The sequence below is a fragment of the Buttiauxella cochleicola genome (assembly GCF_021282435.1).
Classification (GTDB): domain Bacteria; phylum Pseudomonadota; class Gammaproteobacteria; order Enterobacterales; family Enterobacteriaceae; genus Buttiauxella; species Buttiauxella massiliensis.
This window is the reverse complement of sequence record NZ_JAJSOT010000002.1, coordinates 289,154-311,597: the sequence shown is the minus strand read 5'-3', so window position 1 is coordinate 311,597 and position 22,444 is coordinate 289,154. Positions and strand designations below refer to the sequence as shown.

Annotated in this window: 23 protein-coding genes; 13 read left to right on the top strand and 10 right to left on the bottom strand. The window is 49.0% G+C overall.

What is annotated here, in order from left to right:
* Window positions 1-18 precede the first annotated feature (18 nt).
* Window positions 19-1,395 carry a GntP family permease gene (locus LVQ77_RS07240; RefSeq protein WP_151992913.1) on the bottom strand — a complete coding sequence of 459 codons (1,377 nt, stop codon included), beginning with the start codon at window positions 1,393-1,395 and terminating at the stop codon, window positions 19-21.
* Between the two features lie 288 nt (window positions 1,396-1,683).
* Between LVQ77_RS07240 and LVQ77_RS07235 the strand changes: the two genes are divergently transcribed.
* A complete protein-coding gene (locus LVQ77_RS07235; RefSeq protein ID WP_232904073.1) occupies window positions 1,684-2,514 on the top strand; it encodes an alpha/beta fold hydrolase in 831 nt (276 codons plus the stop codon).
* 43 nt (window positions 2,515-2,557) lie between these two features.
* Here LVQ77_RS07235 and LVQ77_RS07230 read toward each other — a convergent pair whose 3' ends face one another.
* From LVQ77_RS07230 to idnO, 3 genes are all read right to left on the bottom strand, one after another.
* Window positions 2,558-2,707 carry a hypothetical protein gene (locus LVQ77_RS07230; RefSeq protein ID WP_232864246.1) on the bottom strand — a complete coding sequence of 50 codons (150 nt, stop codon included), beginning with the start codon at window positions 2,705-2,707 and terminating at the stop codon, window positions 2,558-2,560.
* 98 nt (window positions 2,708-2,805) lie between these two features.
* On the bottom strand, window positions 2,806-3,279 hold the full coding sequence (locus LVQ77_RS07225) for a NanQ anomerase/TabA/YiaL family protein (protein ID WP_232904072.1): 474 nt from the start codon (window positions 3,277-3,279) through the stop codon (window positions 2,806-2,808).
* 10 nt (window positions 3,280-3,289) lie between these two features.
* Window positions 3,290-4,054, bottom strand: a complete 765-nt coding sequence (gene idnO, locus LVQ77_RS07220) for a gluconate 5-dehydrogenase (RefSeq protein WP_232904071.1) — start codon at window positions 4,052-4,054, stop codon at window positions 3,290-3,292.
* A 193-nt stretch (window positions 4,055-4,247) separates the two neighbouring features.
* Here idnO and LVQ77_RS07215 point away from each other — a divergent pair, with 193 nt between their 5' ends.
* From LVQ77_RS07215 to LVQ77_RS07205, 3 genes are all read left to right on the top strand, one after another.
* Window positions 4,248-5,240, top strand: a complete 993-nt coding sequence (locus tag LVQ77_RS07215) for a LacI family DNA-binding transcriptional regulator (protein ID WP_232904070.1) — start codon at window positions 4,248-4,250, stop codon at window positions 5,238-5,240.
* Between the two features lie 144 nt (window positions 5,241-5,384).
* Window positions 5,385-6,332, top strand: a complete 948-nt coding sequence (locus LVQ77_RS07210; RefSeq protein ID WP_232904069.1) for a 2-hydroxyacid dehydrogenase — start codon at window positions 5,385-5,387, stop codon at window positions 6,330-6,332.
* 57 nt (window positions 6,333-6,389) lie between these two features.
* The gene (locus LVQ77_RS07205; protein ID WP_064516995.1) at window positions 6,390-7,703 is read left to right on the top strand and encodes an MFS transporter; all 1,314 of its coding nucleotides are present in this window, start codon (window positions 6,390-6,392) and stop codon (window positions 7,701-7,703) included.
* A gap of 3 nt (window positions 7,704-7,706) precedes the next feature.
* Here LVQ77_RS07205 and rna read toward each other — a convergent pair whose 3' ends face one another.
* Together rna and dcuC are read right to left on the bottom strand one after the other, a co-directional pair.
* On the bottom strand, window positions 7,707-8,504 hold the full coding sequence (gene rna / locus LVQ77_RS07200; protein ID WP_370645006.1) for a ribonuclease I: 798 nt from the start codon (window positions 8,502-8,504) through the stop codon (window positions 7,707-7,709).
* A 94-nt stretch (window positions 8,505-8,598) separates the two neighbouring features.
* On the bottom strand, window positions 8,599-9,975 hold the full coding sequence (dcuC, locus tag LVQ77_RS07195) for an anaerobic C4-dicarboxylate transporter DcuC (protein WP_232904067.1): 1,377 nt from the start codon (window positions 9,973-9,975) through the stop codon (window positions 8,599-8,601).
* A gap of 413 nt (window positions 9,976-10,388) precedes the next feature.
* Here dcuC and LVQ77_RS07190 point away from each other — a divergent pair, with 413 nt between their 5' ends.
* The 7 genes from LVQ77_RS07190 to cspE all read left to right on the top strand — a co-directional run bounded on the left by LVQ77_RS07190 (window position 10,389) and on the right by cspE (window position 18,211).
* Entirely contained in the window at window positions 10,389-10,799 is a 411-nt protein-coding gene (locus LVQ77_RS07190; protein ID WP_232904066.1) for a DUF2946 domain-containing protein, read from the top strand.
* Between the two features lie 65 nt (window positions 10,800-10,864).
* Window positions 10,865-11,212, top strand: coding sequence for a copper-binding protein (locus tag LVQ77_RS07185; protein ID WP_232864253.1), 348 nt, complete (start codon window positions 10,865-10,867; stop codon window positions 11,210-11,212).
* Between the two features lie 11 nt (window positions 11,213-11,223).
* Window positions 11,224-12,480, top strand: coding sequence for a TolC family protein (locus LVQ77_RS07180; RefSeq protein WP_232904065.1), 1,257 nt, complete (start codon window positions 11,224-11,226; stop codon window positions 12,478-12,480).
* Entirely contained in the window at window positions 12,480-13,937 is a 1,458-nt protein-coding gene (locus tag LVQ77_RS07175; RefSeq protein ID WP_232904064.1) for an efflux RND transporter periplasmic adaptor subunit, read from the top strand. Before LVQ77_RS07180 ends, LVQ77_RS07175 begins: the two co-directional genes overlap by 1 nt.
* Window positions 13,934-17,053 carry an efflux RND transporter permease subunit gene (locus tag LVQ77_RS07170; RefSeq protein WP_232904063.1) on the top strand — a complete coding sequence of 1,040 codons (3,120 nt, stop codon included), beginning with the start codon at window positions 13,934-13,936 and terminating at the stop codon, window positions 17,051-17,053. The genes LVQ77_RS07175 and LVQ77_RS07170 overlap by 4 nt, the downstream gene beginning before the upstream one ends.
* A gap of 189 nt (window positions 17,054-17,242) precedes the next feature.
* The gene (gene pagP, locus LVQ77_RS07165) at window positions 17,243-17,800 is read left to right on the top strand and encodes a lipid IV(A) palmitoyltransferase PagP (protein WP_370645005.1); all 558 of its coding nucleotides are present in this window, start codon (window positions 17,243-17,245) and stop codon (window positions 17,798-17,800) included.
* A gap of 201 nt (window positions 17,801-18,001) precedes the next feature.
* Complete coding sequence (gene cspE, locus LVQ77_RS07160; protein ID WP_004100146.1) at window positions 18,002-18,211, top strand: transcription antiterminator/RNA stability regulator CspE; 210 nt, start codon at window positions 18,002-18,004, stop codon at window positions 18,209-18,211.
* Between the two features lie 212 nt (window positions 18,212-18,423).
* On the opposite strand, the gene crcB is transcribed toward cspE, so the two are convergent.
* Window positions 18,424-18,807: a fluoride efflux transporter CrcB gene (gene crcB, locus LVQ77_RS07155; RefSeq protein ID WP_232904062.1), complete on the bottom strand. Its 384-nt coding sequence runs from the start codon at window positions 18,805-18,807 to the stop codon at window positions 18,424-18,426.
* Between the two features lie 107 nt (window positions 18,808-18,914).
* Here crcB and LVQ77_RS07150 point away from each other — a divergent pair, with 107 nt between their 5' ends.
* A complete protein-coding gene (locus LVQ77_RS07150) occupies window positions 18,915-19,703 on the top strand; it encodes a deaminated glutathione amidase (RefSeq protein WP_232904061.1) in 789 nt (262 codons plus the stop codon).
* A gap of 127 nt (window positions 19,704-19,830) precedes the next feature.
* Window positions 19,831-20,034: a twin-arginine translocase subunit TatE gene (gene tatE / locus LVQ77_RS07145; RefSeq protein WP_064517012.1), complete on the top strand. Its 204-nt coding sequence runs from the start codon at window positions 19,831-19,833 to the stop codon at window positions 20,032-20,034.
* A 98-nt stretch (window positions 20,035-20,132) separates the two neighbouring features.
* On the opposite strand, the gene lipA is transcribed toward tatE, so the two are convergent.
* From lipA to ybeD, 3 genes are all read right to left on the bottom strand, one after another.
* Window positions 20,133-21,098, bottom strand: a complete 966-nt coding sequence (gene lipA, locus LVQ77_RS07140; RefSeq protein ID WP_232904060.1) for a lipoyl synthase — start codon at window positions 21,096-21,098, stop codon at window positions 20,133-20,135.
* A gap of 272 nt (window positions 21,099-21,370) precedes the next feature.
* Entirely contained in the window at window positions 21,371-22,012 is a 642-nt protein-coding gene (gene lipB, locus LVQ77_RS07135) for a lipoyl(octanoyl) transferase LipB (RefSeq protein WP_232864259.1), read from the bottom strand.
* Window positions 22,013-22,098: 86 nt separating this feature from the next.
* Complete coding sequence (gene ybeD / locus LVQ77_RS07130; protein WP_034456720.1) at window positions 22,099-22,362, bottom strand: DUF493 family protein YbeD; 264 nt, start codon at window positions 22,360-22,362, stop codon at window positions 22,099-22,101.
* Window positions 22,363-22,444: the final 82 nt, after the last annotated feature.

Below are 22,444 nucleotides of genomic sequence, written 5' to 3'. Positions count from 1 at the left end.
CTGAGTCACAAACTGCAGTTACAGAATAATGCTACCCACTAATGCGAACAGGAAAGCGATAGTACCAATCAGCGTTTCCATCACAGTCCAGGTTTTCAGTGTGGTTTTCTCGTCCATTTCCAGGAAACGGCCAACCAGCCAGAAACCGGAGTCGTTCACGTGAGACAGAACAGTTGCACCACCTGCAATTGCCACCACGATGAAGCACAGATCGAACTGGCTCAGGCCTGGCGTTGCCGCAACCATTGGCGAGATAAGTGCCGCAGTGGTAGTCAGAGCAACGGTCGCAGAACCTTGTGCCACACGCAGAGCGGTAGAGATAACAAACGCGGCAACAATCACCGGCATACCTGTATCAGACAGCACACCAGCAAGTGCATCACCAATGCCGCTGGCACGCAGAACACCACCGAACATACCACCCGCACCGGTCACCAAAATGATGCCGCAGATTGGACCAAGCGCGCCATCGCACACTTTTTCCAGATGCTGGCGGCTATGACGACCACTAAACACAGCAAGAGCAAAGAATACAGTTATCAGCAATGCAATCGGGGTTTTACCCAACATGCGCAGGAACTGAACTACGATATTGTCAGCCGTTACCCAACCGAGCACAGTTGCTGTGTTCAGGCCGGTATCAAGGAAAATAAGCACCAGTGGCAGCAGCAGAATTGACAATACAGTGCCAAAAGATGGTGGCTGGTGGTTTGGATCAGCTTCTACATTGCCGAGGAAAGAAGAAGGCAATGGTACTTCGAATTTCTTGCCAGCATACAGGCCAAACAGATACGCACCGAGATACCAGGTTGGAATCGCGATAACCAGGCCAACTATGACCAGAAGCCCAATGTTCGCGCCCAGCAATTCACTTGCAGCAACCGGACCCGGATGCGGCGGCAAAAGTGCGTGCATTACAGCGAATGCACCCGCAGCAGGCAGCGCATATTTCAGCGTAGAACCACCGAATTGTTTTGCTACGCTGAAAATAATTGGCAGCATCACCACCAGGCCCGCATCGAAGAAGATTGGGAAGCCAAACAGCAAAGATGCAACGCCAAGCGCTAATGGCGCGCGGTGTGAACCAAATTTCCCGACCAGGGTGTCAGCCAATACTTTGGCACCGCCAGAGATTTCAAGTAAACGACCAATCATGGCACCCAGGCCAACCAGCAGGGCAACGCCCGCCAGGGTACTACCAAAACCGCCCAAAATTGTTGGGACAATTTTATCGAACGGCACACCGGTGACCAGTGCAACAACAACACTCACAAGAGTTAATGCTAAGAATGCATGCACTTTGAAGCGCATGATGAGAATAAGTAGGAGTACGACTGCACAAGCTGCGATCCCAAGTAGGGTCCCTGCGCCGTAATGTGCTGTTATTTCGGTCATATGTTTGTCCTCTGCGCCGAATTAGTAGGCAAGATATGCGTTAAGCATAAATCACCATCTCTCTGATACCGGTAACATGATATCGGTAACATGACGCCTTCGGGAATGGAGTGCTCCATGTTTATTAACATTTTGAGAGCAACTTCAAACTATCGAAAGAAACCGTCCATAAGCCGCATTGATTAATTGCTGACCGTAAATAAACCTGCCATGGGCAAAACTTGCATTACTCTTTATAGGCACGTTTCACTCAGGCCTTGTGCGGTCATCACCTGAACCGGAGATATCATGAGCCATTACGACAAACTCACGTTAAAGGACGGCAGTTCTCTTTACTTTAAGGATTGGGGAGAAGGACAACCGGTAGTATTCAGCCACGGCTGGCCATTAACGGCGGATGCGTTTGAAGACCAGATGTTTTTCCTAGGGCAGAAAGGATTTCGGGTTATTGCTCATGACAGGCGAGGGCATGGGCGCTCATCGCAAAGCTGGGACGGAAATAACATGGACCAGTACGCCGATGATCTTGCCGAATTGACCGCGCATCTCAATCTCAAAGATGCCGTTCACGTTGGGCATTCAACCGGCGGCGGGGAAGTGGCACGTTATATTGGCCGCCATGGCACCAGTCGTGTGGCAAAAGCGGTGCTGATAAGTGCCGTTCCGCCCATCATGGTCAAAACGGACTTCAACCCAAATGGTGTACCCATTGATGTGTTCGATGGTATCCGCGAAGGCGTGCGTGCGAACCGTGCGGACTTCTTCAAAGAGCTGACGCTACCGTTCTACGGCTATAACCGCTCAGGGGCTGAAATCTCAGAAGGTGTCAGAGAGAGTTTTGTTGAGCAAGGCATGCAAGGTGGCATCAAAGCGTTGTATGACTGTATCAAAGCGTTCTCGGAAACCGATTTGCGCGAAGACCTGAAGAAAATGACCATTCCGACGCTGGTTATTCATGGCGACGACGATCAGATTGTGCCCTTTGAAACCTGCGGTAAGGTGACAGCGGCGACACTGCCAGATGCGACGTTCAAAGTTTATGAAGGTGGCTCACACGGCATTTGCACCACGGAGAAAGACCGGGTTAATGATGATTTGTTGGCATTTTTGAAAGGTTAGCTGTTGTAGGCGGGTAAGTGGCTATTACCCGCCATTCAGCCACTCATTTAACCGCGACCGGCAACATAATCTCTTTTAAAATTTCATAGCGTTGTTGGGGTGAAAGCCAAATCAAACCCAACAGCTTATGCGCTTTTTCTTCACGTTCGAATTGGGCTTTTAACTGCATTAAAAAACGTTTCGTTTTGTTCATAATTACCTCCGCATTTGATAAACAAAGCATATGTCTACAAACCCGGAACTAATAGTGAACTGATTGTTTTTTGTCTTCCGTATTTAATCGAACAAGTGCTATCTGTTAATTAAACTCATATCAATCTTCGCTACAATTTTCCTCAGCGCAGCCGGTTCATTTAGCGTTGCCATAGGGCGATGAAGCTCGCCGGGGAAAAGAATCGTCAGGTCCCCTGGCCGTAGTTTTATCAATGTTTCACAGCCCATGTTTTTATAGAACCCGATATCATTTTGTTCGTCAAACTCACCATCTTGTTGCTGCTGTTGATCCACCGGTGCGGCACCGATTATCTCTTCGCCTTCAAGCACGATATGCACGTCGATATAACGGGCATGCAATTCAGGGCGTTGCTCTTCCAGGAGTATTGTTTTGCCATCAAACACCGAGAAATAGATAAGCTCGCCTTCAATCGGGTATTTGCCGTTGGCTAATTGCTGTGGACGGTTTGCGATAATGGCTTGTAACGCATGATGAATCACAGTTGGGTATACCGGGTTTTGAGCGGCATTCTCAAGTTTATCAATAATCATATTTCCCCCCTTACACCGCAACCAACATGCCGCCATCAACAAACAGCAGGTGGCCATTCACGAAGTTTGACGCTTTTGACGACAGGAACACCGCAGCACCAATCAATTCTTCAGGATCACCCCAGCGAGCCGCTGGCGTGCGTTTGCAAAGCCACTGGGTGAAAGCTTCATCGTCGACCAGCGTTTTGGTCATATCTGTTTTGAAGTAGCCCGGCGCAATACCGTTAACCTGGATGTTGTAACGCGCCAGTTCCACGCACATACCGCGGGTCAACATTTTCACCGCGCCTTTTGCTGCGGCATATGGCGTAATTGTGTCGCGGCCCAGCTCGCTCTGCATTGAGCAAATATTGATTATTTTGCCGGCCTGGCGTTTTACCATGCGTCGTGAAACAGATTGTGAAACTAAAAATACAGCAGTCTGGTTAACGGCAATAATATCGTTCCACTCGTTGAACGGAAATTCAGTAAATGGATGGCGACGCTGAATGCCAGCATTATTAATTAATACATCAATCGGCCCGATCTCTTGCTCGATATTTTCAATCGCAGTTTCCACCGCTTCCGGGTCGGTAACATTAAATGCAGCAGTCCAGGCGGTATAACCACTGTCACGTAATTTCATTGCCGCATGTTCGGCGCGTTCAGCAGTAATATCATTGATGATAATTTCAGCACCATGCTCAGCCAGGCCTTGTGCTAATAAAAAGCCTATTCCTTGTGCAGAGCCGGTAATTAATACGCGTTTGTTATCGAGCGTAAACAAATTCGTCATGGTGAATTCCTGTTATTTTTGCATCGTATTTAATATCCCTTATCAAAGCGGTTCAGAGCGGGTAAAACTGTGAAGTAGATCACTGCGAATGGTGTTACGCCCGCATGATACCTGGAGTGTGAAGTGTGGTAGCTTTTCTTTTGTTAAGGATGCGAGGCATAATCCTTTTTCCGCGGGTTATCAGGAAAACCAGATGAAGTACCAGCGCATTACATTGCAGGACATTGCCGCCCTTGCGGGGGTGACAAAAATGACCGTCAGCCGTTATTTGCGCACACCGGATAAAGTCGCCCCGGAAACTGCCGCCCGAATTGCTGAAGTTATGGCGGAAGTGAATTATATGCCTGACCCTGAAAACAGGGCTTTGGCGAGCAACATGCAGCCGCGAATCGGCGTCATTATTCCCTCCTTTAATAACCAGATTTTTGCCGATTTACTGGCAGGTATCGAATCCGTAACAAAGCCGATGGGATACCAGACTCTCGTGGTTAATTACGATTACGACCGCGAGCGCGAAGAAGAACAAATTGCCACGGTGCTGGGTTTTAACGTCGCTGGACTTATCCTGACGGAAACCGTGCATACGCTGCGGACCGAGAAGTATTTAAGTGCTGCCGGAATCCCTGTGGCTGAAGTGATGGACCTGGTCTCTGGTAGCGGGCGCATTAACGTCGGCTTTGATAACTTCCGTGCCGGATTTGATATGACCAATATGCTAATTGCCAGCGGCAAGAAGCGGATTATCTATCTAGGTTCGATGGCCGATGTGCGTGATATCAAGCGGTATGAAGGCTATTGCAAAGCCATGGCTGACGCGGATTTGACTGACGGACGGCTAATGCCAAATAAAGTTTCTTCTGTAAGCATAGGAACAGGAATGATGGCGATGGCGCGCCAGATGTACCCGGATATGGACGGTATTTTGTGTACTAATGACGATCTCGCTGCAGGCGTGTTACAAGAATGCCTGGCTGCCAACATTCGTGTGCCGGAACAGATGGGAATTGCTGGTTTTCACGGCCTGGAAATCGGCCAGGTTACGGTTCCAAAACTTGCCAGTGTTGTCACGCCACGCTTTGAGATTGGGAAAGTCGCCACGGAAATTTTATTGAAGAAAATCAATAAACAACCAACAATTGAACAAGTCGATTTGCACTATCGCTTATCTCTTGGTGGCACACTGTAGTCGCTTAAATGCTGAAGCGATCACGCTAACGGTAACACGGTTTTCTAACATGGATTGGCGTGACCTACGTCGCAAAACCCTGCGCTTAAAAAGGCTTTGATGTTAAGCAGAAATATTGACTTAGCTGACTTAACCGGGGGAACCATGTCGCAACCTACCCAACACGTATTACTTATTGCTCCAGTGATGGATGCACTTCAGCAGCAACTGGAGACACATTACACCGTTCATCGCCTTTACCAGCAGTCTGACGCTGCGGCCTGGCTTGCTGATAACGGCGCACAAATTGGTGCTGTTGTGACGCGTGGGGATATCGGCGTGACTACCGCCGTGCTGGAAAATCTGCCACAGGTCGGTGTGATTGCTGTTTTTGGTGTCGGTACTGATGCGGTGGATCTGGAATATGCTCGCCGTCGCGATATTGCGGTGACCATTACTGCCGGGGCACTCACCGACGATGTCGCTGACCTGGCTTTCGGTTTGCTGTTGAGTAGCGCTCGCCAGCTCTGCCAGGGTGACCGCTTCGTACGAGAAGGGCGTTGGCTTCAGGAAAGCCCTGCATTGGCAACCCAGGTGAGCCGTAAACGTATCGGCATCTTTGGGATGGGGAATATTGGCCGAGCCATTGCCCGTCGTGCCATCGGCTTTGATATGGAAATTTATTACACCGATCGCGAAATGGATAGCTCACTGCCGTATCACTGGTGTGAGGATGTATTAAGTCTTGCCCGCAATAGTGATTTTTTTATTGTTGCGGTATCGGGTGGCAAGGCAAGTCACGGCATTGTGAATCAACAAGTATTCGAGGCATTACCTAAACATGCATTGGTCATTAATATCGCTCGCGGCAGTATTATCAATGAGCAGGATTTAATTACCGCTTTGCAAAATGGTGATATTTCCGGTGCCGGGCTGGATGTTTTTGTGAATGAACCTAATGTACCTGCTGAATTAATCTGTATGGAGAATGTGGTATTACAACCGCATGTTGCCAGCGCCACACATGAAACACGCCAGCGCATGAGTAATATCGTATTTGAAAACGTTGAGGCTTATTTCAACCATAAACCTCTACCGCACCGTATTAAGTAATTTCCCGGAGCCCTTTATTAAAAAGGGCAATGACTTTTATTGTCACGGATAAATACCATGGAAAAGAAAATCCCCGGCACTCGCTGGTGGCGCGTGGTCGCGCCTATTTTAATCGCCTGTATTATTTCTTTTATGGATCGGGTGAATATTAGTTTTGCACTTCCCGGTGGAATGGAGGCTGATTTAGGTATAACCAGCCAAATGGCAGGTCTCACCAGCGGGATATTTTTCATCGGTTATCTTTTCTTGCAGATTCCCGGTGGGCGGGCGGCGGTGAACGGTAGTGGTAAACGGTTTATCGCCTGGTCGCTGGTGGCGTGGGCTATCGTTTCTGTCGCCACAGGTTTTGTCACCAACCACTATCAGGTCTTAGTTCTGCGGTTTGTGCTCGGTGTCGCCGAGGGCGGAATGCTGCCAGTCGTGTTAACGATGATCAGCAACTGGTTCCCGGACCGCGAAATTGGGCGAGCGAATGCTTTCGTCATGATGTTCGCTCCTATCGGCGGTATGGTAACCGCGCCAATCTCGGGTGCGATTATTCAGAGTCTGGACTGGCGCTGGCTGTTTATCATCGAAGGTTTGCTGTCGATTGTGGTCTTGGCGGTGTGGTGGTGGCTGATTAGCGACCGTCCGCAGGAGGCTCGCTGGTTACCTGCTGCAGAACGTGAATACCTGCTGGCGGAATTTGAACGCGACCGTCAGGCGCGAAGCCTGAAGCAGCCGGTAAGTAATGCTCCGTTGCGCGATGTATTTCGTAACAGCAGTCTAATGAAGCTGGTTGCACTTAACTTTTTCTACCAAACCGGTGATTACGGGTACACGCTGTGGCTGCCGACAATCCTCAAAAACCTTACCGGCGCGAATATGGCGGGTGTCGGGCTGCTGGCAATAGTGCCATTTGTCGCGACGATTATCGGTATCTATGTCATCTCAATGCTCAGCGATAAAACCGGTAAACGCCGACTGTGGGTGATGATTTCACTGTTGTGCTTTGCCGCGGCATTGCTGGCATCGGTAGTTTTACGTCATAACATTATCGCGGCCTATATTGCTTTAGTGGTGTGCGGGTTCTTCCTGAAGGCTGCAACCAGTCCGTTCTGGTCGATTCCGGGGCGAATTGCATCTCCAGAAGTTGCCGGTGGGGCACGTGGTGTGATTAACGGTTTAGGCAATCTGGGAGGCTTCTGTGGCCCGTGGCTGGTGGGGATGATGATTTATCTCTATGGGCAGAACATGGCAGTCTGCGCCCTGGCTGGTTCGCTGGTGATTGCGGCACTGATAACTCTGACGCTACCAAAGAACTGCGATCTGACTCCCGATAATGGAAAGCCAGTCGCAGATGAGTCGGCTAAACAGCCACATGTTGCTTAACGATCAATAACCTACAGCATCCAGGCGGAACTGCTTCGCGCAGTTGCCTGGATTTCTTTGTGTGGCAAACGAACCTTCATTAAGCGGGACATTAATTTTTGCAGCATCAAGCGAGATTTGCATTTCCGTCAGGTATGCCGGGTTCCCGTTACAGGTCAGTTTTACCGCCTTCACCGCATCACTTCCCCAGCTCTTTTCCAACGCTTTATTGAACGCTTTTCGCGTGACGACTTTGCTGTAGTTTGTTGCCAAAAATTCACCGAAAGCGCTTTGTTTGAATTCATTGTTCAGGCGAACCATGGTGCCGAAATAGGCGTTGGGGTTAAAACCAAAACACGCGCCATGTTTTGCGAACTCATAGCGTTCAAGGCACGACTGACCTCCAGCCCCTGGCATGACACCCGCAAGTTTGCTGGCGATATCTGTTGATAACGCAGGTGCTGGTGCCTGGCATTTTTGCGAACCGCGAACTTCAGCCATGTTCGGCACCGGGCGGGTTGAACAGCCGTAGCGCATCCATCGTTTTTCATCCACGCCGCGCGCCGCTACCGATTTTGGCAAACCTGGCCATAGGCCGTGCACGGTTAAGAAAGTGCGCTTGTCATTTTGCTCTTGCTGAGTTTTACATTCGGCAGGTTCGTTGCGGTTACGCTCATGCATGCTCTGGCAAAAACCGGTTTGCCAGGACAGAGCCAACACGTAACGGTCAAAATCGGCATACTGTTTGGCGATGAGTTCTTCCGCGTGTAACAGATGGCTGGTGGCCAGTAGGGAAGTCAGGATTAGCGTGTTTTGCCACATTAATTTCATCGTTTTCTCGCTCAGGCTTCCAGAAGTCACTTTATTTAAACATAAAAAAAGCGCCTCAATGAGGCGCTTATTACAAAGCTAAAGATTAAGGCAGAATAGCAGCAGACGGCACCAGAATTTCGGTGGCGATAATCACGACAATCAGACCAACAGCAACGGGGACTGACGTGCGTTTTACCACTTCGAATGGAGAGATTTTTGCCATCCCTGCAACCGCAACAACCACACCGGAAACCGGAGAAATGGTGCGTCCAAGGTTGGAGGCTTGCAGCATCGGAATCGCCAGGTACGCAGGGTTGATACCAGATGAGTGGGCCAGTTTCGGGATCATCTCAACGAAGGCATAAAACGGTGCGTTACCGGAACCGGTGGTCATCGCAGCCAACATCGTCAGCACGACCAGCACCAGCATCAGAATGATACTTGCTGAACCGAACGAGGTGGCAATCGATATTAGGCTCTGGATAAAGCCAATGGTGCTAAGGCCTTGTGCAAACACACCCGCAGCAACCAACAGCATAACGACGTTGGCGAAGGCATCAGCCATGCCGCGATAGCAGACTTCAAGGCCAGAGAAGACGGTTTGCGCTTTGAAGCTACGGAAGAATTCAATCACCGCGGCAATCAGAATACAGATCACCAAAATTGAGATGATGTGCAGTTGTGGACCCCATTTGCCGTCGAAAATCAGCACGCCTATAATTGGCGTAAATGGCAGAATGGCATAGAAAGAAGGCGCAGTAGTCTGGATTTCGCTGACATCGAGCATTTCGTGGCTGACGTTTTCTTTTTTATCCAGGTAGCGTTGCCAGAAGAAGTGGGCAATCGCCATGGCAATAATGGCAGCGATAGAAATTGGCACGGTGGTTTTAAAGGCAAAATCAACCAATGACATTTCTGCAGCTTTTGCCGCCAGCACTACGTCACCAGAAGTTGGGGACAGGATGATTGCTGCAGGAGAAGCACAAATTGCTGCTGCCGCACCACGACTAATTCCCACGTTCACCATGACCGGGAACAACGTTGCCATCAGCAACACACCCAGGCCGGTTGCAGATGAAACCGCCAGCGACATCAGACAAGCCACGAAATAAGCGGCGATCATCAGGATATAGGGTGAGTTAATTAATTTCAGTGGTTTAGACGCAAGCTTAACCACCATATCGTTAGCGCCGATATGCGTCATATATGATGCGAAACCGCACAGCATCATGATCATCATGCCAAGATCGCCACCGCGGCTCATCAGCAGGATTTTGACATATTCAACGATATCAGTTGCGGTATACCCGGTGCTTTCGGCATTGCCAGGTAAAACCTTGTGGCCCATCAGGGCACTTATAATCAGTAACGTTAAACCACCGACGAATAATACGCCGGTCGCGGAGTAGCCCTTGATGATGTAGCGAGCTACACCGACAATAACCACAACCCCAATAAGTAATTCAAGAGTAGTTAGCATTTGAGTCCCCTGTCGCGTTCGGCATCTTTACCCATTAAGGGGTGAGCAGTACCTGAGCGCAACGCCATGCCAGAAAATAAAAAAATAAGACGCTTTGCAGTCGTCGGCGAAAACGGTGCCAATCTGCCTGAATCATTGGTGCAGAATTCTGATGAGCATCAAATTTAGTAAGCTTCGTTCTGCTGCCATGACACTTTTGTCGGCAGCCTTGCAATTATGACATTTACTTATTGATAAGCGGTATATATTTATATCGCTTATTGCTCTGTTAATAATCATATGGAGGGAATTAAATTAAAATTATATTACATAATTGTTAATTACCTATCTGAATGTAAAGCAACTAAAAATCTCTTTAAAATAAAAAGGTCTAATGCTTATACTGCCGCCTCGTATATTTTGGGGTAACCAAGTTGCAATCCACTTTCTGGTCGACAAGCCGTTTACGCTTCCTCAGAAAGCATCTTTTGATGCTGCTGTTGGCGTTTGGCTGGCTGTTTGTCAACAGCCAGGTCGCAGTGGCATCGCATGACTGCCCGGTAGAAATTAGCGCGCCATCCCTTTCCGTTCAGCATAGCGAACATATGCTGATGAAAAACCATTGGGATATGGTGAAAGCGAAGGGAACGCTGTGTGATAAACATTGCATTCCGGACGTGATGCAAAAAGATAACGGCTACAGTTCTTTGGCCGCATTGCCGGTTACCGATACTCTGGCCTTAGTGATCCCCGAATGCACTGAAACGGTTACCTCGGTTGCCTTATTAACTCCGCCTGCAACTGGCCCTCCGGCCACAATACGGTTTTGTCGTTTTAGAGAGTAACTCCAGCACTGTCTTGGTTCATCCCTTACGGATTTCATCCTTTGACTTTAGTTCTGGAGATTTTTATGTCTGCTATTTCTGCACGTTTCTTTACAGCCGTTGCGCTGTCAGTATCAGCTTTCTTTACTTTGGCTCACGCAGCTTCTCACGATATGACTCATGAAATGTCGATGGCTCAGCCAATGGCCTCTGAGGTTTACCACGGCCATGGTGTGGTAAAGAAAGTCACCAACGATTCCATTTCAATTGCCCACAAACCTATCGCTGCCCTTAACTGGCCCGCAATGACGATGACATTCAGCTTGCCTGAAGCGGGTTCATTAGCGACGGTGAAAGCCGGTGACACGGTTGATTTCACTTTTAGCCAGCAGGCTGAAGGTTACCAACTCGCTTCGGTTACCCCGACTAAGTAACTGAGGCCATTATGAAACAACATTCCCTGAGCTTATGGCTCGGCGGGGTGCTGTTTGCTGTGTCTGTCTCTGTCGCAAATGCGGCAGAGTTCAGCCTGCAACAGACCCTGGCCGCGGCCGTTCATTATTCCGCAGAACTTTCTGCCAACCGTAATCAGAGCAACGCGCTGAATGCGATGGCTGATTCTGCCCGCGAATTACCCGACCCGAAATTGAAATTCGGCATTGAAAACGTGCCGGTACAGGGCAGCAACAGCCACCGTTTTACTCGTGAAGGCATGACCATGCAGCGCATTGGCATCATGCAGGATTACGTCAGCGAGGAAAAACGCGACCGTAAAGCAGAAACTATTTTGGCGCAATCGGCCAGCAGCGCTGCGAAAGCGGAAGTGATTCGAGCGACGTTACAAAGAGTTACGGCGCAGGCCTGGCTCGATTTAGCGTTATCGCAAAAGGTGCTGGTGGGCGCTCAAAAGCTGGTGGCAGAAACCGAACGCCAAATCAGCGTGCAAAAAACCACCGTCGCCAGTGGTAGTTCCCCGGCATCCAGCGTAGTGGATATCCGCATGACGCTATTGGGTATGCAGGACAAAGTCACGCTCGCCCAGCGCGATGTGACGCTGGCGCAAACTCGGTTACTGCAATTAACCGGTGAGAACATTGAGGACACACGCGGCACATTACCGCGCTATCAGCGCTTGCCTGCGGACCCGGAAATACTGGAACAAAATGTCGGGCAGCACCCGGAAGTGATAGAAGCGGCACGTGAGGCGGATGTTGCCAAAACGCGTTCGGCGCAGTCTGCAGTCGCCGCGAAGCCGAACGTGGGGGTTGAGGTTTATTACGCCCATCGCGCCGATGATTACGACGATATGGCAGGCGTGATGTTTACCGTCGATTTACCGATGTTTAAATCTCAGCGCCAGGACAAAGATCTCGCGGCGGATATGTCGCGTTCAATGGAAGCCAACGACCAATTGGCATTGGCGAACCGCGACCGTATAGCATTGGTGCGCACGCTTGTCGCGCAGTATCAGGCAGCTCAAACACTCTGGCTGCGCCAGCAAGAAGAGATTCTGCCGTTGCAACGCCAGCGTCTTTCACTGATTGAAGCGCAATACCGTGCCGGGCAATCCACGCTTTCCGATTTGCTCACTGCGCGCCGCACCTTACTCGATACCGAACTGACCGCGAATAGCGCTGAAAAAAGCGTGGCTGAAACCTGGGCCGCCATCCGCTACCTGACGCCACAGGATGACAACCAATAATGAAAACCATAACGAAACTCTCATTGTTAGCGCTCACTATCGCGGCGGCACTTGGCGCTGGGTATTACACGGGTAAACAAAGCCATTCCACCACTACTACACAATCTGTTCAGCCAGAACGCAAAGTTCTTTATTGGTATGACCCGATGACGCCCGGACAGCGTTTCGATAAGCCAGGTAAATCGCCGTTTATGGATATGGACCTGGTGCCGCGTTACGCCGATGAAACCACTGAAGATGGCGGAGTGACGGTAAGCGCTCGCCAACAACAAAATCTGGGAATAAGAACAGCGCTGGTTGAGAAGAAAGTGCTGGATTATCAGTTTGATGCATTTGCCACTGTTTCTACCGATGAGCGCAGCGTGCAGATTATTCCGGCCAGTGCTAATGGCGTCGTTGAGAAGCTATTTGTTAATGCGCCGCAGCAATTTGTGAAAGCAGGTGAACCACTCGCACAGCTGTGGATACCTGAATGGACAGCAGCTCAACAGGAATATCTGGCGGTGCGCGGTTTGGGTGATAGCACGTTAAGTTCTGCCGCGCGTGAGCGCCTGCAACTCCAGTTTATGCCTGCGGAAATTATCAACCAGGTTGAGCGCACCGGGAAACCGCAAACGCGTGTGACAGTGCGGGCTAAACAAGCAGGCTACATCAACAAGCTGGAAACGCGTGAAGGGGCGCAGGTTACACCAACCGCACCGTTGTTTGAGGTTGCCAGCCTCGAATCTGTGTGGATTGTGATTGATTACCCACAAATTCAGGCGCAGGTGCTGCAAGTGGGAAGTGAGATTCAGGCATCGAGCAATAGTTGGCCTGGTGAGACTTTCCATGGCCGCGTGAGTGAACTACTCCCCAATATGGATACGTCCACCCGAACGCTGAAAGCGCGCATCGTGGTGGACAATCATCAAATGAAGCTCAAGCCTGGGATGTATCTCAATGTGAAACTAGCCAGGCAGCTTAATCTCCCGCCAGTGCTGGCTATTCCTGAAGAGGCGATGATTGAAACGGGCAGTAATAGCCGAGTGTTAGTCGCTCAGGACGATGGTCATTTCAACCCGGTGAATGTCGTGGTTGGGGCGGCGCAAAATGGCTGGGTTGAGATTAAACAAGGATTGAAAGAGGGCGATAAAGTTGTGACCTCCGGGCAGTTCCTGATTGATTCCGAAGCAAGCCTTCGTAGTGCATTGCCACAGGAGAAAACTGCCAAGGCAACTGCCCAAGAATATCAAGGGGAAGCCGTAGTAAAAGGCATTGCTGATGACGCGATTACCCTTTCGCACAAACCGATCCCAGCGTTGAAATGGAATGCAATGACCATGGACTTTGCTCTGAAATCAGCCGCTGACGCGCAGAGTGTGAAGGTTGGGGATCGCGTGATGTTCAGTTTCACAATGGATGACGAACATGGCGCAGTAATCACTCATCTGATGCCGATGGCGGGGGCAATGAAATGATTGCCGCCGTTATTCGTTGGTCACTTAAAAACCGGCTGCTGGTGTTGCTTGCGGCGATCATGATGGCTGCATGGGGAATTTGGTCGCTGCAACGCGCACCGCTGGATGCGCTGCCCGATCTCTCAGACGTACAGGTGATCATTCGTATCAATTACCCAGGCAAAGCGCCACAGGTCGTTGAGGATCAGGTTACTTATCCGCTGACCACTACCATGCTTTCGGTACCAGGCGCGAAAACTGTGCGCGGGTTTTCGATGTTTGGTGACTCCTATGTCTACATTCTGTTTGAAGATGGCACCGATCCGTACTGGGCGCGCTCGCGGGTTCTGGAGTATTTAAGCCAGGTTCAGTCGCAGTTACCTCCTGAAGCTAAAGCCTCGTTAGGGCCGGATGCGACGGGGGTGGGTTGGGTTTATGAATATGCGCTGGTGGACCGAACCGGCAAACACAGCCTGGCAGATTTACGCGCCCTTCAAGACTGGACGCTTAAATTTGAGCTCAAAACTGTGCCGAATGTTTCGGAAGTTGCGAGCGTAGGCGGCATGGTTCGACAGTACCAAATCGTCCTCGATCCGCAGCGCATGCGGGCGCTGAACATCACACATGAACAAGTTATTAGTGCAGTGCAAAGTGCTAACCAGGAAGGTGGCGGTTCGGTCATCGAAATGGGCGAAGCCGAATATATGGTGCGCACGGCAGGTTACCTGAAAAATCTGAATGATTTTAAACAGGTAGTGATCACCACGCGCGAAGGCGTGCCGGTGTTATTGAGCGATGTAGCAACGCTGCGCATGGGGCCTGAAATTCGCCGGGGCGTGGCGGAATTTAATGGTGAAGGTGAGGTTGCGGGCGGCATCATTGTAATGCGCTATGGCAAGAATGCGCTGGATACCATTAATGCAGTGAAGGCAAAACTCCAGCAAATCCAGAAAAGTTTGCCAGCGGGAGTCGAAATCGTTCCGGTTTACGATCGCTCGCATCTGATTGAAAACGCGATTGAAACGCTGTCCCACAAGTTGCTGGAAGAGTTTATTGTCGTCGCCATTATTTGCGCGCTGTTCCTGTTCCATTTCCGCTCGGCAATGGTGGCGATGATCACCCTGCCGCTGGGGATTTTGGGTGCATTTATCGTCATGCACTACCAGGGGGTGAACGCCAATATAATGTCGCTGGGTGGGATCGCCATTGCGATAGGGGCGATGGTTGATGCGGCGATCGTGATGATCGAAAACATGCATAAAGTCCTGGAGCAGTGGCGGCATGACAACCCTGGCAAACAGCCAGCAGGAGCTGATTACTGGCGGATATCAGAACAAGCTGCCGTGGAAGTGGGGCCTGCACTGTTCTGTAGTTTGCTGATTATCACGCTGTCGTTTATCCCGGTGTTTTCCCTCGAAGCGCAGGAAGGGCGCATGTTTTCGCCGTTGGCATTCACCAAAACCTACGCCATGGCGGTGGCGGCAGGGTTGGGAATCACGCTGGTGCCAGTGCTGATGGGCTATTTTATTCGCGGGAAAATGCCTGATGAAAAGGCAAATCCCATCAACCGTTGGTTAATTGCAGCCTATGAACCACTGCTGGATAAAGTGCTGGCGCGCCCGAAAACTACGCTGCTGGTTGCAGGGTTAGTATTATTGGCGACGTTATGGCCGCTGAGCCGACTTGGAAGTGAGTTTATGCCACCGCTTGATGAAGGCGACTTGCTGTACATGCCATCAACGCTGCCGGGTATTTCCGCACGTGAAGCCGGACGTCTACTGCAACAGACAGACCGCTTAATCAAAACCGTGCCTGAAGTGGCGACGGTATTTGGTAAAGCTGGACGTGCAGATACTGCAACCGATCCTGCACCGCTAACCATGATCGAGACCACTATTCGTTTTAAGCCGCGCGATCAATGGCGGCCAGGAATGACGATGGATAAGCTGGTTAGTGAACTCGATAGCGTGGTGAAAGTACCGGGAATTGCTAACGTTTGGGTGCCACCTATCCGTAACCGCCTGGACATGTTGGCGACGGGTATCAAAAGTCCGGTAGGCATTAAAGTAAATGGCAATAATATTGCCGCCATTGAGCAGGTGGCTGAGCAAATCGAGCGAGTGGTGAAGCAAGTTCCTGGTGTCACATCCGCTCTTGCGGAAAGACTCGGTGGTGGGCGCTATGTTGATATCAATATCGACAGGCTTAAAGCGGCGCGCTATGGCGTCTCAGTCAAAGAGTTACAGTCATTAGTCGCGACGGTGATTGGTGGCCAAAATATCGGTGAAACGATTGAGGGACGTGAACGCTATCCGATCAATATTCGCTACCCGCGCGAAATACGTGACAACGTCCAAAAATTGCAAAACTTGCCGGTGATTACCGCGAATGGTAGCCAGATTGCGCTTTCTGAATTGGCAGATATCACTATCACTGATGGTCCACCAATGTTGAAAAGTGAAAATGCCCGTTTATCTAATTGGGTTTATGTGGATTTACGTGGGCGCGATTTAAAATCAGCAGTGGAAGATATGCAGCGTGCTGTTTCCCAGCAGGTGAAATTACCTGATGGCGTCTCATTATCCTGGTCTGGTCAATTTGAATATTTAGAGCGAGCAAGTGCTAAATTAAGAATAGTCTTACCATTCACTCTGGTCATTATTTTCGTCTTGCTTTATGTAACATTCTCACGTGTAAGTGATGCGTTGTTAATAATGGGGACTTTACCATTCTCACTTATTGGTGGTGTTTGGTTGCTATATTTGCTGGGATATAATTTATCCGTTGCGGGTGCGGTAGGATTTATTGCATTGGCTGGGGTAGCAGCTGAATTTGGCGTAATAATGGTACTTTATTTAAATCAAGCTATTGCGAGGCATAAAGCGTTAGATCCACAGGGAGGAAAACCCATGCTAATGCGCGCCCTTCATGAGGGGGCAGTGTTACGCGTCAGGCCTAAAGTGATGACTGTTGCGACTATAATGGCAGGTTTATTGCCGATTATGTGGGGCGACGGTACGGGATCAGAAGTGATGCGCCGTATTGCGGCCCCGATGATTGGCGGCATGATTACAGCCCCATTACTATCGATGCTAGTCATCCCCGCAATGTATGTGTTACTAAAAAAGCATAAATAATAGTCGGTTACCCTTGTTGTTTTTAGCTTATAAAAACAACAAGGGTGATTTTTTTTGGGATATTCAAATAAGCGTGAAAGGCTGTTTTTAGGAATTAGCCATAGGCTTATTTAGCTTTTGTTAATATATAATTTGTTAGGCTGTATATTGGATTTTGATGTGGAAATCAATGTGACACTAACAAATAAAATCATCTTTTCTGTTATTATTTTTGTATCACCATTAATGGTGCTGCCTGCTGCAATGGCGAGCCAAAATAGTGTATTAGGTGACGCCTGGAATACTTTTTCTGATAACGTTTCACAAACATGGAACGAGCCGCAACATTATGATTTGTATGTGCCAGCAATAACCTGGCATGCTCGCTTTGCATACGACAAAGAAAAAACCGATCGCTATAACGAACGCCCTTGGGGGATTGGGTTCGGGCAAACGCGTTGGGATGACAGCGGCAACTGGCATGGTTTATATCTGATGGCGTTCAAAGATTCCTATAACAAATGGGAACCTATCGGTGGCTATGGCTGGGAGAAGATCTGGCGTCCTTTGACGGATGATAACTTCCGTCTTGGTCTGGGCTATACGCTGGGGGCAACAGCGCGTGATAACTGGAAATACATTCCGATTCCCGTGATTTTACCTTTGGCATCGGTAGGTTATGGCCCTGCAACGTTCCAGATGACTTATATACCCGGCACGTACAACAACGGTAACGTTTACTTTGCCTGGTTACGCTTCCAATTCTGATGGGCATTGGTAGTCTGGAATCATACAAATCGCGTATTTTTGCTGTCTGGTATTCAAAAATACGGACTGCTGCACAGTTTTTAAAAGAGGTAGTAATTTTTATCACTTTTTAGCAATTCTGGGCTGGACAAAATCCATCACAATTGGTGTACTGATGCCCGACACAGCATTTGTGTCGTTTTTCATGTAAAGGTAATTTAGATGTCTAAGATTAAAGGTAACGTTAAGTGGTTTAACGAGTCAAAAGGCTTTGGCTTCATTACTCCGGAAGATGGTAGCAAAGACGTGTTCGTACACTTCTCTGCAATCCAGAGCAATGGTTTCAAAACCCTGGCTGAAGGTCAGCGCGTTGAGTTTGAAATCACTAACGGTGCCAAAGGCCCATCTGCTGCAAACGTAATGCCTATCTAAGGCTTTACCAGTAGAATATAAAAACCCGCTAAGGCGGGTTTTTTTTGCTTTGAATTCAGGGGAAAAGATAAACTTTCACAAAGCACATCACAATCAACGTGCTCATCAGCACCGCTGTCCATCCAGCAACACGTTCTTTCATAAGTTTGCCTCACACTCATTTTGATCCAGAGTGGCAGACAAAAATTAAGCTAACCTTAACGTGGCTTGAATCATTGACCGTAGGCTACAGAAACTATCCAAAATGCGATGGCAGTCATGGTGAGTGAACCTGCGAGATTAAGCAGCATATTCAATCCAGCCCAGGCCAGACGCCCATCTTGTAGTAAGAAAACAACTTCTGCCGAGAAAGTCGAAAAAGTTGTAAGGCCGCCACAAAAACCTGTGGTGATTAGCAGTTTCCAGACAGGGTCGAGGTGAGTCATTCTGGTAAACAGCGCCAGCCCCAGCCCAATAATAAACGCGCCGACCAGGTTTGCAGTCAATGTCCCAACGGGAATCGCCGCATGTACTGGGTTGAGCTTCATACTCAATAACCAACGCACAACACTTCCTGTCCCACCGCCAATAAACACGGCTAAAAGCATCTGCAACACGATAGTTTCCTGTTCGTTCTTATTTTAAAGTGCTTGAGTGTAACTTCAGCACGGGAAGTTTCACACCCGGTATACTGAAATTATTCGCAGCCTGTTGAGAGATGACAATGAAAGTTGCAGTAGGACAATTTGCGGTGAGCAAGGTATGGCAGGAAAATGTACAAACCTGTCTGGGGTTGATGGCGCAAGCACAAGCTGCAGGGGCACAATTGCTGGTATTACCCGAGGCTGTCCTGGCTCGTGATGATAGCGACCCCGATTTATCCGTAAAATCAGCGCAAATCATGGACGATGAATTTATCGATAAGCTTTGCGAGCAGAGTCGTAATGATAATCTTACAACCATACTGACATTGCATATCAAAACCACGGTGGGTCGTGCGGCAAATACTTTGCTGGTAATTCGTGACGGTGAGGTGATAGCTCGGTATCAGAAACTTCATCTCTATGATGCGTTTAATGTACAAGAATCGCGCCTGGTTGATGCAGGTGAGGTATTGCCGCCATTAATTGAGGTAGCAGGTTTTAAAGTGGGCTTAATGACCTGCTACGATCTGCGTTTTCCAGAGATGGCTTTGAGTCTGGCTTTAGCGGGCGCGGATGTTTTAGTCTTGCCTGCGGCATGGTTACGTGGCCCAAATAAAGAGATGCATTGGTCAACGTTATTGGCGGCTCGTGCGCTTGATACCACATGTTATGTTGTGGCATCAGGTGAATGCGGTAATAAAAATATTGGTCACAGTCGAGTTATGGATCCGCTCGGCGTTGTCATTGCATCTGCAAATCAGCGACCGGCTTTGATCTATGCTGAGTTGGATGGCGAATATTTAACTGAAGTAAGGGCCATGTTACCTGTCTTGAAAAACCGCCGGTTTGGTTTACCCAAATTGTTATGATGTTTTTTAACTCGATCTTGATTCAACTTGTTACAGGTTGCTATTGTATCGCGCGAGAAAATGACCGTTAATTGTCTCAGTGTATTGTTCGCCGTATCCACGGCACACATGATTAAAGAAGGTTGTTATGGGTGAGATTAGTATTACAAAGTTGTTGGTGGTCGGTGCGCTGATTGTTTTGTTATTTGGCACCAAGAAGTTGCGCACCCTGGGTGGTGACCTCGGCTCGGCAATCAAGGGCTTCAAGAAAGCCATGAATGAAGACGAGACTACCGCTAAGTCTGCCAACGATACGGATGCAACAACTGACCGTATTACGCATAAAGACTGATCACGACGCAGCTTTCGACCAGATATAAAAAAACCGGCATCATTTATGCCGGTTTTTTTGTGCCTGGCGCAAATTAAAGGTAACGATTTGTTACATCGTTATTTAACTTCCATACCTTTAGCTTGTAGATCTGCATGGTATGAAGAGCGAACAAACGGGCCGCAAGCTGCATGGGTAAAGCCCATAGCCAGAGCTTCTGCTTTCATCTCTTCGAACTCGTCAGGGCTAACATAACGCTGCACTGGCAAGTGATGGCGGCTTGGTTGTAAATATTGGCCCAGCGTCAACATAGTGACGCCGTGGCGACGTAAGTCACGCATCACTGCGACAATTTCTGCGTTCGTTTCGCCTAAACCTACCATCAAACCCGACTTGGTAGGGATATCCGGATGCGCTTCTTTAAAACGCTCCAGCAATTTCAACGACCAGTTGTAGTCAGCACCAGGGCGTACTTTGCGATAAATACGCGGTACGTTTTCCAGGTTGTGGTTGAACACATCAGGCGGCGTGGCGGTAAGAATTTCTAGCGCTTTGTCCATTCGGCCACGGAAATCTGGCACTAATGTTTCAATTTTGATGGTCGGATTTTTTTCACGAATTGCGCTTATGCAATCGGCAAAATGTTGAGCTCCACCGTCGCGCAGGTCATCACGGTCGACAGACGTGATAACGACATAGCGTAATGCCATGTCAGCGATAGTTTGGGCTAACTTGGCTGGTTCATTGGCATCAGGTGCGACAGGGCGACCATGAGCCACATCGCAGAATGGGCAGCGACGAGTGCAGATTGCACCAAGAATCATAAAGGTTGCCGTTCCGTGGTTAAAACATTCCGCCAGATTAGGGCAGGAAGCTTCTTCACACACAGAGTGCAGACCATTTTTACGCATTGCCGCTTTGATACCCTGAATTCGGGTCGAATCAGATGGAAGTTTGATCTTCATCCATTCTGGTTTTCTTAACAGCTCCTGGCGCTCAGTCACCACGTTTTTCACCGGGATCAGAGCCATTTTATCGGCGTCGCGATACTTGACGCCGCGTTCCATTACAATAGGTTTACTCATATCGTACGTGTTCCAGTTGCTGAAAAAAATCAGGCTAATCGAATGTTTTATTTATCAACTATTTTTTAATAGCGCCCGAAGTATATCATCACTGAAGGGAATAAATCAGCCTGACAAAGCAGTAAATGGGGAAAGAATTGTAAATGAGTTGTTGGATTGTGCGCTTTTCGAGGTTAACAATTAGCAAATCGACCTCATAGCAACCGCCGGGAGGTCGATGTGACTACGCAGCCTGTAATTCGTCGAGGATGCAGTTGTCAGAGTAATAAATCTTAAGCAGGTAAGTATTTAACCGGCGGATTATTCAATAGCTCGATGAATTTATTGATGAGCAATGGTTGTACATCTTCAAGTGACGTTCCAGCGCGTAGTGAACTGACCTGTGTCATCTCAAGTCCTGCATATCCACAGGGGTTGATTCGCAGAAAAGGGCTGAGATCCATATCAATATTCAATGCCAGCCCGTGAAATGAACAGCCCTTACGAATACGTAAACCCAGAGAGCAAATCTTACGTCCATCAACATAGACACCAGGAGCATCCGCGCGTGGATAAGCGTCTATTTGAAATTCAGCAAGGGTATTGACCACTGTTTGCTCAAGAATAGTGACCAGTTCCCGAACGCCGAGCTTACGACGCTTAAGATTAAGCAACACGTACATCACTTGCTGACCGGGTCCATGATAAGTGACCTGGCCGCCCCGATCGCTTTGAATCACGGGTATATCACCAGGAACGAGCACGTGCTCCGCTTTACCTGCCTGGCCTTGTGTAAAGACACGCTCGTGTTCTACCAGCCAAATTTCATCGGCGGTCGTTTCATCACGGGTATCGGTAAAATCATGCATCGCCTGAGAAATGGGTTCGTAGGGTTGCAGGCCAAGTTGGCGGATTTGAATAGTATCTTGAGACAAAACATCGTCTCCGGCAGGTTAGAAAGATGAGGGAGTATATCTCACCGGGGCAAAAAGCAGTACCCGGCCTAGTGGCCGGGTATGAATTACAGCACCATACGAACGATTTCGATTTTGCCGAGTTCTTCGTACAGGGTCTCAACTTGCTCAATGTGGGTTGCTTTAATGGTAACCGACACAGAATGATAATTACCTTTGCTGCTCGGTTTAACCTGCGGGGTGTAGTCACCAGGTGCGTGGCGCTGCACCACCTCAATGACCAAATCAACCAGCTCGGGTTTCGCCAAACCCATCACTTTGTAAGTAAAGGGAGTCGGGAATTCGAGCAATTCTTTCAGATTGGTTTTCATGGTAGCTCCAGCGTTACGGCATTAAAAATGATAACTCCCGCCTGGAGGGGCGGGAGCTGCTTTGATTCATAGTATATGGGGA